General features: G+C 64.9%; 17 protein-coding genes. 11 read left to right on the forward strand and 6 right to left on the reverse strand.

The window, feature by feature from the left end:
* Positions 1-149 precede the first annotated feature (149 nt).
* Positions 150-1544 carry an APC family permease gene (locus DWF74_RS15590; RefSeq protein WP_102862375.1) on the forward strand — a complete coding sequence of 465 codons (1395 nt, stop codon included), beginning with the start codon at positions 150-152 and terminating at the stop codon, positions 1542-1544.
* Positions 1545-1565: 21 nt separating this feature from the next.
* Here the strand turns inward: DWF74_RS15590 and pdxY are convergent, their stop codons facing one another.
* Positions 1566-2438, reverse strand: a complete 873-nt coding sequence (pdxY, locus tag DWF74_RS15595; RefSeq protein ID WP_102862376.1) for a pyridoxal kinase PdxY — start codon at positions 2436-2438, stop codon at positions 1566-1568.
* Positions 2439-2555: 117 nt separating this feature from the next.
* Between pdxY and DWF74_RS15600 the strand changes: the two genes are divergently transcribed.
* Entirely contained in the window at positions 2556-2948 is a 393-nt protein-coding gene (locus DWF74_RS15600) for a DUF3301 domain-containing protein (RefSeq protein WP_102862377.1), read from the forward strand.
* Positions 2949-2969: 21 nt separating this feature from the next.
* Here the strand turns inward: DWF74_RS15600 and DWF74_RS15605 are convergent, their stop codons facing one another.
* The 4 genes from DWF74_RS15605 to dksA form a co-directional block, all read right to left on the reverse strand.
* Positions 2970-3932, reverse strand: a complete 963-nt coding sequence (locus tag DWF74_RS15605) for a CobW family GTP-binding protein (RefSeq protein ID WP_115581253.1) — start codon at positions 3930-3932, stop codon at positions 2970-2972.
* Positions 3933-4100: 168 nt separating this feature from the next.
* Entirely contained in the window at positions 4101-4808 is a 708-nt protein-coding gene (locus DWF74_RS15610; RefSeq protein WP_115581254.1) for a DUF1826 domain-containing protein, read from the reverse strand.
* Positions 4808-6016, reverse strand: coding sequence for a zinc metallochaperone GTPase ZigA (gene zigA / locus DWF74_RS15615; RefSeq protein WP_102862380.1), 1209 nt, complete (start codon positions 6014-6016; stop codon positions 4808-4810). Before zigA ends, DWF74_RS15610 begins: the two co-directional genes overlap by 1 nt.
* A 29-nt stretch (positions 6017-6045) precedes the next feature.
* Positions 6046-6450 (reverse strand): RNA polymerase-binding protein DksA, encoded by a 405-nt coding sequence (gene dksA / locus DWF74_RS15620; protein WP_102862381.1) that lies wholly within the window; start codon positions 6448-6450, stop codon positions 6046-6048.
* A gap of 122 nt (positions 6451-6572) precedes the next feature.
* Between dksA and DWF74_RS15625 the strand changes: the two genes are divergently transcribed.
* Positions 6573-6950, forward strand: coding sequence for a glutamine synthetase (locus DWF74_RS15625; protein ID WP_115581255.1), 378 nt, complete (start codon positions 6573-6575; stop codon positions 6948-6950).
* Positions 6951-7058: 108 nt separating this feature from the next.
* On the opposite strand, the gene DWF74_RS15630 is transcribed toward DWF74_RS15625, so the two are convergent.
* Entirely contained in the window at positions 7059-8282 is a 1224-nt protein-coding gene (locus DWF74_RS15630) for an N-acetylmuramoyl-L-alanine amidase (RefSeq protein WP_115581256.1), read from the reverse strand.
* A gap of 130 nt (positions 8283-8412) precedes the next feature.
* On the opposite strand from DWF74_RS15630, the gene folE2 reads away from it, so the two are divergent.
* The 8 genes from folE2 to thrS are packed head-to-tail and all read left to right on the forward strand — an operon-like array spanning position 8413 to position 15983.
* Entirely contained in the window at positions 8413-9306 is an 894-nt protein-coding gene (gene folE2, locus DWF74_RS15635) for a GTP cyclohydrolase FolE2 (protein ID WP_102862384.1), read from the forward strand.
* On the forward strand, positions 9306-9974 hold the full coding sequence (locus DWF74_RS15640) for a metal ABC transporter ATP-binding protein (RefSeq protein ID WP_102862385.1): 669 nt from the start codon (positions 9306-9308) through the stop codon (positions 9972-9974). The genes folE2 and DWF74_RS15640 overlap by 1 nt, the downstream gene beginning before the upstream one ends.
* Positions 9974-10840 (forward strand): metal ABC transporter permease, encoded by an 867-nt coding sequence (locus DWF74_RS15645; RefSeq protein ID WP_102862386.1) that lies wholly within the window; start codon positions 9974-9976, stop codon positions 10838-10840. The genes DWF74_RS15640 and DWF74_RS15645 overlap by 1 nt, the downstream gene beginning before the upstream one ends.
* A gap of 11 nt (positions 10841-10851) precedes the next feature.
* A complete protein-coding gene (locus tag DWF74_RS15650; RefSeq protein WP_115581257.1) occupies positions 10852-11736 on the forward strand; it encodes a metal ABC transporter substrate-binding protein in 885 nt (294 codons plus the stop codon).
* Positions 11733-12176 carry a phosphoribosyl-AMP cyclohydrolase gene (gene hisI, locus DWF74_RS15655; RefSeq protein ID WP_102862388.1) on the forward strand — a complete coding sequence of 148 codons (444 nt, stop codon included), beginning with the start codon at positions 11733-11735 and terminating at the stop codon, positions 12174-12176. The genes DWF74_RS15650 and hisI overlap by 4 nt, the downstream gene beginning before the upstream one ends.
* Positions 12166-12726, forward strand: coding sequence for a carbonate dehydratase (locus DWF74_RS15660; RefSeq protein WP_102862389.1), 561 nt, complete (start codon positions 12166-12168; stop codon positions 12724-12726). The genes hisI and DWF74_RS15660 overlap by 11 nt, the downstream gene beginning before the upstream one ends.
* Before the next feature lie 2 nt (positions 12727-12728).
* A complete protein-coding gene (locus tag DWF74_RS15665; protein ID WP_115581258.1) occupies positions 12729-14063 on the forward strand; it encodes a dihydroorotase in 1335 nt (444 codons plus the stop codon).
* 30 nt (positions 14064-14093) lie between these two features.
* Complete coding sequence (gene thrS / locus DWF74_RS15670; RefSeq protein ID WP_115581259.1) at positions 14094-15983, forward strand: threonine--tRNA ligase; 1890 nt, start codon at positions 14094-14096, stop codon at positions 15981-15983.
* Positions 15984-16006 lie beyond the last annotated feature (23 nt).

Below are 16006 nucleotides of genomic sequence, written 5' to 3' on the forward strand. Positions count from 1 at the left end.
CGGTCATCCCGAATGGCCACATCCATCCCTTTTTGACCACATAGAGAGTTATGCCCCAGGGGCACCGCTGCCAGAATCGTTGGGCAAGGCACAAGCGCACTCCCCGTTTGGGGAGCCTTCGAACCCACGAACGCGTGAGAACAATAACAATGCCCAGCGCCAATACTCTCTCCGACAATCCCACCCTCGCCCCCAGCGATTTCACCCACAGTGCCCAGGGCACCTCCCTGCGCCGCATCCTCGGGCTGCCGGCCCTGGTGTTCTTCGGCCTGGTGTACATGGTCCCGCTGACCGTCTTCACCACCTACGGCGTGGTCACCCAGATCACCGGCGGGCGTACCGCCGCCGCGTACGTGATCACCCTGTTGGCCATGCTCTTCACCGCCCTGTCCTACAGCGTCATGGTCAGGAAGTACCCGATTGCCGGCTCGGCCTATTCCTACGCCAGCCTCAGTTTCGGACCGGGCATCGGCTTTCTTGCCGGCTGGTCGCTGCTGCTGGATTACCTGTTTCTACCAATGATCAACTACCTGGTGATCGGCCTGTTTCTCAACCTGGCCTTTCCCGCCGTGCCAGCCTGGGTCTTTGTGGTGGCGACCATCAGCCTGGTGACGCTGCTGAACATTCGCGGCATCGGTTCGGTATCGAGCATGAGCAACCTGATCGTCTGCGCGCAGATGGTGTTCGTGGTGGTGTTCGTGGCCCTGGTGATTCGCCAGTTGGCCGGGGCCGAGAGCCTGGACCTGAGCGCGCCCTGGGTCGGCGACGGCAGCCAGAGCGGACTGTTGCCATTAATGGCCGGAGCGGCGGTGCTGTGCCTGTCGTTCCTCGGCTTTGACGCGGTATCGACCCTGGCCGAGGAAACCCGCGACCCACGCCGGGACATTCCCCGGGCCATTGTCATCACCACCCTGGGCGCGGGCCTGCTGTTCATCCTGTTGGCCATGACCAGCCAGCTGGCCTTCCCCGGCAGCAGCTTCAAGGACGCCGATTCGGCAGCCAGCGAGGTGATGCTGCACGCCGGCGGACGTTTCCTGGAGATGTTCTTCACTGCCACCTATGTCGCTGGCGCTGCCGGTTCGGCCCTGGCGTCACAGGCCTCGGTGTCGCGCATCCTGTTCAGCATGGGCCGCGACGGCATCTTGCCACGGCGAGTGTTCGGCACCCTGTCCGAGCGCTACAAGACCCCGGTGATCGCCATTGTCCTGGTGTCGCTGGTGTCCTTGCTGGCAGTAGTCATCGACCTCACCACCCTGGCGTCGATGATCAGCTTCGGCGCGCTGGTGGCGTTCTCGGTGGTCAACCTGGCGGTGATCAAGAGTCACCTGGGACAGGGGCAGCCGCGCACGGGGGCGCGACTGCTGCAGTACGGCCTGCTGCCGTTGATCGGCTTCGGCCTGATCGTCTGGCTGTGGACCAGCCTCTCGGCCCTGACCCTGGGGATTGGCCTGGCCTGGTTCGCCTTGGGCCTGGCGTACCTGGGCGTACACACCCGGGGCTTCCGTCAGCCGGCGCCGACGGTGCAATTCTCCGAGCAGGCCTGAGTCACTGAACGCCGGTCGCCATCAGAAGCCGATCGGCGTGGCCTCGAACCGCACCCGCGGATGGGCAATGCGATCCTGGGCCCGCACCAGCTCCAGCTCGTAGCTGGCGCAGGCCTGGGTTTCCAGCAGCACTTCATGCACCGCCGCGGCGGTGAATTCGAACGCTGCCACCAGGCTGTCACCCAACAGCACCCGGGCCAGGAACAGACCCGACGTCAGGTCGCCCACTCCCACCGGTTGGCGCGGGAACGCCAGCAGCGGACGCCGCAGGTGCCAGCTGCCCTCGGCGGTCACCAGCAGCATCTCGAAGCCTTCCGCCAACTTGCCCGGGTAGTCCAGGTGCTTGACCAGCACCGCCTTGGGGCCCTTCTCCAGCAGCGAGCGGGCCATGCCCAGGCAATCGAACAACGATTGCGGCTTGCGCCCGCAGAAGCTGTCCAGTTCCAGCTGGTTGGGGCAGAGAAAATCCGCCATGGCCACCGCTTCATCCAGCAGAAAGTCGCTGACTTCCGCCGGCACGCTGCAGCCCTTCTCCGGATGGCCCATCACCGGGTCGCACAGGTACAAGGCCTTGGGGTTGGTCGCCTTGATCCGCGCCACGCCACTGAGAATCGCCCGGCCCTGGGCCGCGCTGCCCAGGTAACCGGAGAGAATCGCATCGCAGTTGCCCAACTCGCCGATGGCGGCGATACCTTCCACCAGCTCGGGAATCTGCTGGGGCGCCAACACTTCTCCGGCCCAGTGACCATACTGAGTGTGGTTGGAGAACTGTACGGTATTCAGGGGCCAGACATTCACCCCGACCCGCTGCATGGGAAACACCGCAGCACTGTTACCGGCGTGGCCGAAAACCACATGGGACTGGATCGCAAGCAGGTGGGGCGTACGTTTCATGCAGGATTTTCCATAAAACCGGTGGAATTCAAGCCGCGCAGTATGCGACTAAACGCAGCCTGTACGACAGACCGGAGACGCAGTTAAGCTGACGCCACTTCGTTGGAGCAAACCTTCATGCTGACCCTTGGAAACATTTTTGTGCTGATGCTGCTGGCGACCGGCGCCGCCTGGCTATGGCACAACCACGGCCTGCGGGAACGGGCGCTGGCGCGGGTCAAGCAGCACTGTGCACGGCTCGACATCGAGCTGCTGGACGGCAACGTCGCACTCAAGCGCATCGGTTTGGTCAAGGACGCCAACGGTCGTCGGCGCCTGGCGCGAATCTACAACTTCGAATTCACCGTGACTGGCGAAACCCGCCACGCCGGAACCATCACTCAGTTCGGAGCCCACAGCGCGCACATCGAGCTGGCACCCTATCCATTCGAAGTGAAAGAGCCGTTGCCCAGCGCCGAGGTGATCGAGCTGAGTCAGTGGCGCGAAGAGCATCGCAAGTTCAAGCCGTGAGAGGTGCAGGCAAGCCTGCGCCTACAGGCGGCAAGCGCTGAGGCTGGCTTGCAGGGCGGCCATGTCCTGAGGGGCACTGAAAATCAACTCCAGGCGCGAATCCCGTCGCCATTCGCTGGGCAGCCAGTTCAGCGGTGAATTATCCAAGCCATTGCCCGAGCGCCAGCCTTCATCGCTGTGGATCACCAGTTTGGCCCGACGCCAGTCGAGGTTCTGCAGCCAGTGATCGACTCGGGTCAGGTCGAACTGCTGGCTCGGGTGCCAGCGCCAGCCGATGCTCCAGCCCTCCTCCTGAGACTGACTGAGGCAGATCGGCAACGCCGGATCGCTCCACACCGCCGGTAACTGTGCCAGGCCCTGGGGAACATCCAGGTGCTCCAGCGTCGCCCCGGCGCTGACCCCCAGGCCCGGTAGCTCGGCCAGGGGCAAGGCGGCGTGGCGCGTCCAGAACAAGGGCAGGTCCGGCAACTGCTCCAGCACCCGCAGCCGATCGCTGTCGCTGAGCAGTTCGTCCTTGTTCAACACCAACAGGCCAGCGCTGGACAGGGCGTCCTGCTGGGCCTGGGGCAGCGGCTTGCCGGCCGCCAGGGCCTGGGCGTCGAGCACCAGCACACAGGGCTGCAACGCCATCACCCCTTGCCAGGGCGCGACGCTCAGTTGCTTGAGCAATTGCGCCGGGTGACCGAGGCCGGAAGGCTCGATGAACAGACGATCCGGCTTGGCCTTGCGCAGCAGGCGCCCCAAGCCCACCTGAAACGGTGCGCCGTTGACGCAGCACAGACAGCCGCCGGCCACTTCGCCGAGGGCGATGCCATCGTCATCCCGAGTCAGCAAGGCCGCATCCAGGCCGATCTGGCCGAACTCGTTGATCAGCACCGCCCAGCGCTCATGGGCCGGGCGCTGGCTCAGCAGATGACGGATCAGGCTGGTCTTGCCGGCCCCCAGGGGGCCGGCGATCACATGGGTAGGAATGTTCTGGAGCATGGGAAGGGGGTCCGGAAAGCCTGTGAGGTGATGCTACGCCCTTCCCGTGCAGGGCGAAAATCCGCGCGCTCAAGAACGACGCCGCAGCAGACGCCGTTCTTGAGCGCACTGAAGGTTCTGCGGACCTTGGCGCAGCCTCGCAGGCTCGGCAGCGGCTACACGCCTGGCTCAACCCAGCCAATCAAGGGTAAGGATCAGCCGGCGCTCCCCCGACGCCAGTTGCGGCGAGCGGTGGATCAGGCCGAAACCTTCGTTGCCGTGCCACTTCTCGCCCTTGAACAGCGCCACTTCACCGCTGCCGATCTGCTGGATCAGCGCCGGGTCTCGGGGTTCAGCACTGGCCTGTCCCAGTTGTCGACGGTCCATCGCCCCCTCGCGCAACCACTGGCTGCCAATCCCGGCATAGGTGGTGATCAGGCGCACGGGCACATGGTCGACGTGAAAGCGCGGGCACATGGCCTTGTCCAGCACCCGCAAGCGCAAGCCCACGCGCTTGGCGCCCAACAGGCAGGCAAAGGCGCTGACCAGCCAGGAAACGTCGGCGATAAAGCCGTCATAACCGTGCAAGTCGCTGAAGCGCGAGGCCAGGCCCCGCAGGTTCGGTGGGCAATCCTCATCCGGCAGTTCCAGGGACAGGGACTCGGCCAAGGGCTCGTTGAGGGACAACAGCAACGGGCCGAAGTCCTCGATGTGCGCCGGCAACTGGCGCTGCCAGAGGCCGAGGTTGACCTCATCGTCCAGCACCTCGGCCAGGACCGCCGGGGTCGGGCCAATGGCCGCGCGCCGGGAAACCAGCGGCACCGCACAAGGCAGCAGCAAGCTCCTGGCCGCCAATGGAATGCTCAGTGGAGTCACCGGAGAACTCAGGGTCAGCATCAGGCCGCCTCCTCTTCATGCCAGGCACCGAAAGGGTCGGTCATCAGGCTCCAGCCCTCGACACCCAGGGCCATTTCATCGTCATCCAGCAGACACAGGTCGAGCTCGGCACAGAGCCGGGTGAAGTCGATGTTCTGGCCGATGAACACCAGCTCCTGGCGACAGTCGCCCGTGGCCGGGGTCCAGTTGTGCAGGATCGCCGCCATGCTTTCCTCGTCCTGGGGCCATTGCTGCTTGGGCACGAAGCGCCACCAGCGCCCGGCAAAACCGTGGCGCATCAAGCCACCGGCCTGGGACCAGCTGCCCGCTTCCTGGTACTTGCTGGCCAGCCAGAAGAAGCCTTTGGAGCGCAGCAGCTTGCCGTTGACCCAGGGCCGGTTGATGAAGTTGAAGAAGCGCTGCGGATGAAAGGGGCGCCGCGCCCGATAGGCGGTTGAAGCAATTCCGTACTCCTGGGTTTCCGGTACGTGCTCGCCGCGCAACTCCTGCAGCCAGCCCGGCGCCTGGGCCGCGCGCTCAAAGTCGAAGCGCCCGGTATTGAGGATCTTGGCCAAGGGCACCTGGCCCATGACCATGGGGATGATCTCTGCCTGGGCGTTGAGCCGCGCCAGGATCGCCATCAGCTCCTGGCGCTCGGCGCTGCTGATCAGGTCGATCTTGCTGACCAGGATCACGTCGGCAAACTCCACCTGCTCGATCAGCAGGTCGGTGATCGAACGCTCGTCTTCCTCGCCCAGGGTTTCACCGCGACTGGCGAGGCTTTCCGCCGCCTGGTAATCCAGCAGGAAGTTCATGCCATCGACCACAGTCACCATGGTGTCGAGGCGGGCGATGTCCGCCAGGCTCTGCCCGGCCTCATCGCGAAAGGTGAAGGTTTCTGCCACCGGCAGCGGCTCGGAGATCCCGGTGGACTCGATCAGCAGGTAGTCGAAGCGCCCGTCGCGGGCCAGCTTGCCCACTTCCTCCAGCAGGTCTTCGCGCAGGGTGCAGCAGATGCAGCCGTTGCTCATCTCCACCAGCTTCTCTTCAGCGCGGTTGAGGCTGACATCGCGCTGCACCTCGCTGCCGTCGATGTTGATTTCGCTCATGTCGTTGACGATCACCGCTACCCGCAGGTTGTCGCGGTTGCGCAGGACGTGATTGAGCAGGGTGCTTTTGCCCGCGCCAAGAAAGCCGGACAGCACGGTAACGGGAAGACGCTCGGTCATGGGGGTTCCTCATCAGGTTCGCGGCTGGGTCAAAGCGCCCGCTGGTGGCGTTCGCGCAGCTCTTGGCGTTCTTTGGCTTCGATACACAAGGTGGCGGTGGGCCGCAGCAGCAGGCGCTGCAGGCCGATGGGCTCGCCGGTGTCGCGGCACCAGCCGTACTCGCCGCGGGCCAGGCGCTCAAGGGCCTCGTCGATCTTGTCCAGGAGCTTCTTTTCCCGCTCCAGCAGGCGCAGTTGCCATTGCCGCTGCTCTTCGGCGCTGCCGATATCGGCGGGGTCGCTGTGGGGTTCCTGCTCGCGCAGTTGGTCGAACTCAGCGGCAATGCGCTCCTGCAATTCGCTGCGCTGGGCCAGCAGCAGATCGCGGAAGAAGCCCTGCTGGGCGTCGTTCATGTAATGCGCCGAGGGTTCGGCGAGGAGCTCTTGTTCAGTCATGGCGGGGGTCACGGGTCAGGCTTTATTTTATGTTATATTATAACAATGCAGATTAGCCAATACTCCCTTGCCGACCACGACGAAGGGCGCAATGCTGCGCCCCTGCCGCCACGAGAACTGCCATGCGCCTTGTCCTGCCCACCCTGGTTTCAAGCCTGATGCTGCTGGCCGGCCACGCCACAGCCGCCGTGCCCAGTACCTTGGCCACCTGCACCCGCAGCGCCACCCTGCTGGCCTGCGTCGATCCCTTGGGCAACGCCTACAGCGTCGCCACGGCGGGCAGCACCACTTACTTGCGCGGGTTCGAGGTGATCGGCAAACGCTACTGGGCGCAGACCAACAGTCGCTACGGGCAACTGACCTTCTTCACCGGCCTGGCCTCCGATGGTGAAGCCTGGGTGGGCTACAGCCAGCGCGTGGGTTGGACCACCCGCAATCGCTTCTCCAGTTCTGGCGGCAGCAGCGCCAAGTTCACCTGCAGCCGCATCAGCGGTTGCTAGCCGCACCCACAGCGCGCCAGGTGCAGGCGCTGGTGACTGTAGGAGCTGGCTTGCCAGCGAACGCGACCGTCAGGGCGACGCACAATCCAACGGCCTCTTAGCCGGCTCCTACACGGTGCGGCTGTTCTTTGTTTCCTGGAGCCAGGCCAGATAGCTGTTGGCCGGCGGGTTCTTTTCGAAGTAGCGCTGCAAACCCTGGAACAGGCCGTCGGCAATCGCCTGCTGATGCCGCGTGGTGACCAGTTGCTGGCTGTCGCGGCGATTGGAGATGAAGCCGGTTTCCACCAGGATCGATGGCACGTCCGGCGACTTGAGCACCGCGAAGCCGGCCTGTTCCACGCGCTTTTGGTGCAGGGTGGTAATCCCCGACAGGCTGTCCAGCACCGTGCCCCCTAGCTGCAGGCTGGCGGCAATAGTGGCGTTCATCGACATGTCGAGAATCACCCCTGCCAGCATCGGGTCCTTGTCCTTGAGATTGAGCAGGCTGCTGGCCCCCAGCAGGTCGGCATCGTTTTCCCGCTGGGCCATGAAGCGCGCAGTGGCCGAAGTCGCCCCGCCTTCGGACAAGGCATACACCGAGGCACCGGAGGCGCTAAGGCGCGGCGCCGCATCGGCGTGCACCGAGATGAACATGTCGGCCTTGTGCTTGCGGGCGATCTCCACCCGCTTGCGCAGCGGCACGAAGAAGTCGTCGTTGCGCACCAGCTTCACGGCAAAGCCCTTCTCGCGCTTGAGCCGCTTGGCCAGCAACCGGGCGATGGACAGCACCACATCCTTCTCTCGCTCACCCTTGGCCCCCACGGCGCCGGGGTCCTTGCCACCGTGGCCAGGGTCCACCACCACGATGATGTCGCGCTTGGGATGAGGCTTGCCCGGCGACGCCTCGGGCTGGGCCAGGGGCGCAGCGGCCGCGGCGATCTGCAACGGCACCTTGCCGGCCGCAGACAGGTCCAGCACCAGTCGGTGGCCCTGCCCATCCTGGGGCGGCAGGAGAAAGCTGTTGAGCTGCACCGGCTCATTCAGGTCGAGGACGATCCGTGTATCGCCCTGGCCAAAATGCCCGGAGCGGATCGCGCGGATCACCGTACGGGCCAGGGGCAACTGACTGAAATCGCCACTCAGGCGAGCGCCGTTCAAATCGATGATCAAGCGCTCCGGTGCGCTCAGAGTGAAGGTCTTGTACTGCACCGGGCCACTCAGATCGAGCACCAGCCGCAGCTTGTCGGCGTCTTTCCACAGCCGCGCATTACGGATCTGCGCGGCAGAAACAGCCCAGGGCAACATCAGGGCCGTGCCGGCCAACAGCAGGTTGAGCAATTGACGTCTGTGCATGACAAATACCGCAGATGAGGGAGTGTCCGTACTCACAAGAACAGGCCAGAGAACCGCCGAGGAAAAATGTTTCATCGGATGTATTGTTATAATATAACATGCAGAAATATTCCTAACGACGGACCTGTTCATGAACGCGCTGACTCTGCCGGATATCGCCGCGCAGGCCTCACGCCAAGCCTTGCCCCTGGAATGGGTGGGCATGTGCGGCATTGCCTTACCTGTACTGATGGACAGCCAACGGATCGCTGCCAAAGCGGACGCCGGAGTCAGCCTCGACGACGGCGAGGCGCGAGGCATTCATATGTCGCGGCTGTACCTGGCCCTGGAAATGCTCGAACAGGACAACCTCACGCCTGCTCTACTGCGCCAAGTGCTACAGCGCTTTCTCGACAGTCACGAAGGCCTGGCCAACAGCGCCTACCTGCGCCTGCACTTCGATCTGCTGCTCAAACGCCCGGCCTTGGTCAGCCCTTTGGCCGGTTGGAAGAGCTATCCGTTGAGCATCGAAGCACGGCTGAAAAACGCGATGTTCCACGTGGAACTAAAAATCGTCGTGCCTTATTCCTCCACCTGTCCTTGCTCGGCCGCCCTGTCCCGTCAGTTGATCCAACAGCAATTCGTCGACGATTTCGCCAACCGGCCATTGCAGCACGCCGAGATCCTGGCCTGGCTGGGCTCGACCCAAGGCATAGTCGCCACGCCCCATAGCCAACGCAGCAACGCCGAACTGCATCTGCGCCTGGACGACTTCCTCGACGAACTGCCGTTGATTGCACTGATCAACGACGCGGAAAACGCCCTGGGCACCGCCGTGCAAACGGCGGTCAAACGCGCCGATGAACAGGCCTTCGCCCTGGCCAACGGACAAAACCTGATGTTCTGTGAAGACGCCGCCCGCCGGTTGAATCTGGCCCTGCGCCGCTCCCCCGGGGTCAACGCCTTCCAACTGCGGGTCGTGCATGCGGAAAGCCTGCACGCCCACGACGCCGTGGCGCAAAGCCGCTGGAACTGGGAGGCCTGATGATCCGCTGCCGAGGTTTGCGCTGGGGCGCGCCGGGCCAACCCCTGACTCCAGCCCTGGACCTGCACCTGCCCAGCGGCAGCCTGAGCGCCATCATCGGCGCCAACGGTTCGGGCAAGAGCAGCCTGCTGAAAGTCCTGGCCGGGCTGCAAAAGCCCTTGGCCGGCAAGGTCGATCTGGCGGCGCCCAAACGGGGCGGCTTTTCGTTTCTGCCGCAACAGCAACACCTCGATCGCCAGTTCCCCATCAGCCTCGAAGCGCTGGTGGCCGCAGGCTTCTGGGGCAAGCGTGAACCCGCCAGGGCCAGGGCAGAAAAACTGCAGGCGGTGCTCGAAGACTGGCATTTGAGTGGTCTGGAAAGTCGCCCGTTGATGGCCCTTTCCGGTGGGGAATTACAGCGCGCGCTGCTGGCCAGACTGAGCCTGACCGAAGCGCCTCTGCTGCTCCTGGACGAACCCCACGCCGCCCTCGACGAAGCGGGCCAGACCTTGCTCTGGCAACACCTGCACAGCTGGCACGCCCAGGGCCGGACGCTGGTGGTGGTTTGTCATGACCTGGCCGCCGTGCGCCAGCACATCCCTCAGACCTTGTGGGTTAAAAGCAGCGGCTGTGTCTTGGGCCCGAGCCAAGAACTGATTGCCCCGCCCTTCCAGACGCAGGTGGCGTGATGCAGTTCGCCGCACAGTTCTGGCAACCCTTCAGCGAATTCGTGTTCATGCGCCGGGCCTTGCTCGGCGGCCTGGTCCTGGCCTGCAGCACCGCCCCTCTGGGCGTCTTCCTGATCCTGCGGCGCATGAGCCTGATCGGCGATGCGGTGGCCCACGGCATCCTCCCTGGCGCCGCCCTGGGCTTCTGGTTCGCCGGTCTCAGCTTGCCGGCCCTGACCTTCGGCGGCCTGGGCGCCGGCTTGGGCATGGCCGGCCTCGCGGCCTGGATCACCCGCCGCACCGGCCTGCGGGAAGACGCCAGCATCGCGGCTATCTATCCCATCTCCCTGGCCAGCGGCGTACTGATCCTCGGGTTGGCGGGCAAACGCCTGGACCTGTTGCACCTGCTGTTCGGCTCGGCCCTGGCGGTGGACGGCCCGACCCTCAACGGCATGCTCCTGGTCTCGGCCGTCAGCCTGCTGGCCATGGCCCTGATCTACAAACCCCTGCTGCTGGACACCCTCGACCCACTGTTCCTGCACAGCGTCAGTCGCCTGGGTCCCCTGGCTCACGGCCTGTTCCTGACCCTGGTGGTGCTCAATCTGGTGATCGGTTTCCAGGCCATCGGCGCCCTGATGGTGGTGGGGCTGATGATGCTGCCGGCCGCCGCCTCGCGCTTCTGGAGCCGGCGGCTGCCGCTGTTGATGGGCATCGCCGCGCTGCTGGGTTGTCTCTCGGTGTGGCTCGGCCTGTTGCTGTCATTCCATTACTCGCTGCCCAGCGGACCGGCCATCGTGCTGGTGGCGGGCAGCCTGTACCTGCTGTCCGTGGTGTTCGGTCCGGTACACGGCCTGTTGCACCGCCCGCCGTTGCTCACATCCCCATGAGGTGTTTCCCGATGCGCGCTCTACTCGTGCTGTTCAGCCTGCTGCTGCCACTGTCGTGGTCCACCGCCCAGGCCGCGGACAAGCTGGCCGTGGTCACCAGCTTCAGCATCCTCGCCGACATCACCCGCCAGGTCGGCGGCGAGCATGTACAGATCACCAACCTGGTAGGCGCCGATGAAGACGCCCACACCTACGAACCCACGCCGGACGATGCCAAGGCCCTGCTCAAAGCCCGGCTGATCATCAAGAACGGCCTGGGCTTCGAACCCTGGCTGGATCGCCTGGTGGCCAGCTCGGCTACCAAGACTGCGGTGATCACCGCCAGTCGCGGGGTGATTCCACGGACCCTGGACGAGGACGGCGAACAGGTGCCCGACCCGCACGCCTGGCACAACCTGGCCAACAGCGAACTCTATGTGAACACCATCACCCAGGCACTGATCACCGCCGACCCGGCCCACCAGGCCGACTATCAGCGCAACAGCCAGGCCTACCTGCAACAGATCTACCGCCTGCTGGCCGAGGCCAAGACCAAACTCGGCGCCCTGCCCCCGGGCAACCGCAAGATCGTCACCTCCCACGACGCCTTCGGCTATCTGGGCCAGGCCTACGGTATCGACTTCATGGCGCCCCAGGGTCTGTCCACCGAACGCGAACCCTCGGCCGCCGAAGTCGCGGCGCTGATCACCCAGATCCGCAACGCCAAGGTCAAGGCGGTGTTCATGGAGAACATCAAGGACGCCCGCCTGCTCAAGCAGATCGCCGACGAAAGCGGCGCCCATATCGGCGGCACCCTGTACTCCGACGCCCTCTCCGCCAGCGGCCCGGCCAGCACCTTCATCGGGCTGTTCGAATACAACCTCAACACCCTGTACGACGCCCTGAGCCGACCATGATCCAACGCCCGCCGCTGACACTGCTGGACCTGGAAAGCGCTGCCCAGGGCAGTCGTTGGCCGCTGACCGCGGTGCTCGATGCCCTGCCCTGGAACAGCGACGGACTGATCGCCGCCATCGCCCAGCAACACGACAGCGGCGAGGTGCTGATGCTGGCCTGGATGAACCGCCGGGCCCTGGCCGAAACCCTGGCCAGCGGCCAGGTCTGCTACTGGTCGCGCTCGCGCCAGTGCCTGTGGCGCAAGGGCGAAAGCTCGGGCCACCGCCAGCGCCTGATCGAAGCGCGCCTGGACTGCGATGGCGACGCCGTGTTGCTGCAAGTGGAGCAACAAGGCCCCGCCTGCCACACCGGCCGCCCCAACTGTTTCTACAACGCCATTCGCGATGGCGCGGTGGAAGTCATCAGTTCCCCCTTGAAGGACTCGCGCCATGATTCGTAAAAACCCTTCCGGCGATCTGCCGGTGATCGCTGAATCCGCCTACGTGGACAAGACCGCCATCATCTGCGGCAAGGTGGTGATCGGTGACAACGTGTTCGTCGGCCCCTACGCGGTGATCCGCGCCGACGAGGTCGACGCCAGCGGCCAGATGGAAGCCATCACCATCGGCGCCAATTCGAACATCCAGGACGGCGTGGTGATCCACTCCAAATCCGGCGCCGCCGTCACCATCGGCCAGCACACCTCCATCGCCCACCGCTCCATCGTCCACGGCCCCTGCGTGGTCGGCGACCGGGTGTTCATCGGTTTCAACAGCGTGCTGTTCAACTGCGTGGTGGGCGACGGCAGCGTGGTCCGCCACAACTCGGTGGTGGACGGTCGCGACCTGCCCCCAGGCTTCTACGTGCCCTCCACCACCCGCATCGGCCCCAAGACCGACCTGGCGCAATTCCCTCCGGTGAGCATCAGCGCCTCGGAGTTTTCCGAGGACGTGGCCCGTACCAACGTCGATCTGGTCCGCGGCTACAAGGCCCTGCAGAACGAGTTTTGAGCATGAGCCGAATCCTTATCCGCAATGCCCGCCTGGTGAACGAAGGACGGGAGTTCGACGCCGACCTGCTGGTCAATCATGGACGCATCGAGACCATCGGCAGCCTCGACCACCTCAGCGCCGAACTGGAAATCGACGCCCAGGGCCAATGGCTGCTGCCAGGGATGATCGACGACCAGGTGCACTTTCGCGATCCCGGCGCCCCGGAAAAAGGCAGCATCCATAGCGAGTCGCGCGCCGCAGTGGCCGGTGGCATCACCAGCTTCATGGACATGCCCAACACCTCGCCGGCGACCTTGACCCTGGACGCCCTGGCCGACAAGAAACGCCGCGCAGCGGTCGCTTCAGTGGCCAACTACGGCTTTCACTTCGGTGTCAGCAACGACAACCTCGACACCGTCGCCGCCCTCGATCCCACCGAGGTCGCCGGGGTCAAGGTGTTCATGGGCGCCTCCACCGGCAACATGCTGGTGGACGATCCGCACGTGCTGGACCGGCTGTTTCGCCAGGTACCGACCCTCCTCCTGGCGCACTGCGAACACACCCCGAGCATCCAGCTCAAGCAACAACGCTGGCAGCAACTCTATGGCGAGCAGATTCCCGCTGCCGCTCACCCGCGCATTCGCGACGCCGAGGCCTGCTACCGCTCCTCGTCCCTGGCGGTGGAACTGGCGAAAAAACACGGCACCCGCCTGCACGTCCTGCACTTGACCTGCGCCCGGGAACTGGCCCTGTTCGAGGACCGGCCCCTGGCCGAAAAGCGCATCACCGCCGAAGTCTGCCTGCATCACCTGCTGTTCGATGACCGCGACTACTCGCGTCTTGGCCACCTGATCAAATGCAACCCGGCGATCAAGACCCAGGCCGATCGCGACGCCTTGCGTCAGGCCCTCAACAGCCACCGCCTGGACATCATCGGCAGTGACCACGCGCCCCACACCTGGGAGCAGAAACAGCAGCCCTACACCCGTGCGCCCGCCGGACTGCCTCTGGTGCAGCACGCCTTGCCGGCCTTGCTGGAACTGGTGGCGGACCAGGTCCTGCCCCTGACCACCCTGGTGGCCAAGACCAGCCACCGGGTAGCCGACCTGTTCGCCATCCCCGACCGTGGCTACCTGCGCGAAGGCTACTGGGCCGACTTGGTGCTGATCCGCGCCGAGCCCGAGGGCCTGGCTGTGGACCGCCAGCCAATTCTTGCCCAATGCGGCTGGACGCCGTTTGCCGGCCAACGCTTTCGCCATAGCGTCGCCACCACCCTGGTCTCGGGTCAGCTCGCCTGGCACCAGGGGCGTCTGTATGACCACTGTCAGGGCCTGCCCCTGCGCTTCATCCGCTAATCCCCCAAGCCTGACCAAGGACCACCGAAGATGATCCGCATCACCCTGCCTGATGGCGCGTGCCGTGAGTACGACCAGCCGTTGTCCGTGTTCGAAGTGGCCGCCAGCATTGGCAGCGGCCTGGCCAAAGCCGCCGTGGCCGGACGGGTCGATGGCCGGCTGGTGGACTGTGACTACCTGTTGGACACCGACACCCGCCTGAGCATCGTCACCGCGACCGATGCCGATGGCCTGGAAGTCCTGCGTCACTCCTGCGCCCACCTGCTGGCCATGGCGGTGAAGCAGCTGTATCCCTCGGCCCAGGTCACCATCGGCCCGGTGATCGAGGACGGCTTCTTCTACGACTTCGCCTATGAGCGCCCTTTCACCCCCGAGGATCTGGAACTGATCGAGGCGCGCATGCACAGCCTTGCCGCCACCAACCACACCTTGCGCCGCCGCGAGCTGTCCCGGGAGCAGGCGCTGCAACACTTCGCCGACCAGGGCGAGCACTACAAGGTCGAGCTGATCCGCGACCTGCCCCCGGAGGCCGTACTGTCGCTGTACCGCCAGGGCAATTTCGAAGACCTGTGCCGCGGCCCCCACGTGCGTACCACCGGCCAGTTGCGGGCCTTCAAGCTGACCAAGGTGGCCGGCGCCTATTGGCGCGGCGATGCCAGCAACGCGCCGTTGCAACGGATCTACGGCACCTGCTGGGCCACCCGCCAGGATCTGGACGCCTATCTGCTGCGTCAGGAACAGGCCGCCAAGCGCGACCACCGCAAGCTGGGCCAGCAACTGGACCTGTTCCACTTCGACGATTGCGCGCCGGGCTCAGTGTTCTGGCACGCCAAGGGCTGGACCCTGTTCAAGCTGTTGATCGGCTACATGCGCCAGCGCCAGGAACAGGCCGGCTACCAGGAAGTGAACACCCCGGACGTGATGGACCGCAGCCTCTGGGAAACCTCCGGGCACTGGCAGAACTACCGCGACCACATGTTCACCACCAGCACCGAGGACCAGCGCACCTTCGCCCTCAAGCCCATGAACTGCCCCGGCGCGGTGGCGATCTTCGGCCACGGCTTGAAGAGCTACCGCGACCTGCCCCTGCGCATCGCCGAATTCGGCAAGGTCCATCGCTATGAACCTTCAGGGGCACTGCACGGCTTGCTGCGGGTCCGCCACTTCACCCAGGACGACGCCCACATCTTCTGCACCCCGGAACAGATGCAGGACGAATGCGCCCGCACCATCGCCCTGGTGTTCGACATCTATAAGGAGTTCGGCTTTGACGACGTGGCGGTGAAGCTCTCTACGCGCCCGGCCAACCGCATCGGCAGCGACGAGGTCTGGGATCAGCTGGAAAGCGCCCTGGTCGGCGCCCTGCAAAGCATGCAGATCGACTATCGGCTCAACCCGGGAGAAGGCGCCTTCTACGGCCCGAAACTGGAATTCGTGCTGCGCGACGCCATCGGCCGCGACTGGCAGTGCGGCACCCTGCAAGTGGATCTCAACCTCCCCGAGCGCTTCGCCATCAGCTACATCGCCGACAACGGCGAACGCCGGCAACCGGTGATGCTGCACCGCGCGCTGTTCGGCTCCCTGGAACGTTTCATCGGCATTCTCATCGAGCACTATGGCGGCGCCCTGCCCTTGTGGCTGGCGCCGCAGCAGGTGGTGGTGCTCAACATCAGCGAAGCTCAGGCGGACTATGCCTGGGAAATCAGCGAACGCCTGCGCCGAGAGGGGCTGCGGTCCAGTGCCGACCTGCGCAACGAAAAGATCGGCTACAAGATCCGTGAGCACAGCCTGCAGAAAGTGCCCTACCTGCTGGTGATCGGGGACAAGGAGAAAGCCGGAGGCTACGTCAACCTGCGCAGCAGAGATGGCGAGGATCTGGGACAGCTGACGCTGGAACAGGTAGTGGAACGGATGGGCTAGCCGGTGCCCGGGCCTGTCGGCGA

It is taken from the genome of Pseudomonas protegens (genome assembly GCF_003363755.1).
GTDB classification, from domain to species: Bacteria; Pseudomonadota; Gammaproteobacteria; order Pseudomonadales; family Pseudomonadaceae; genus Aquipseudomonas; species Aquipseudomonas danubii.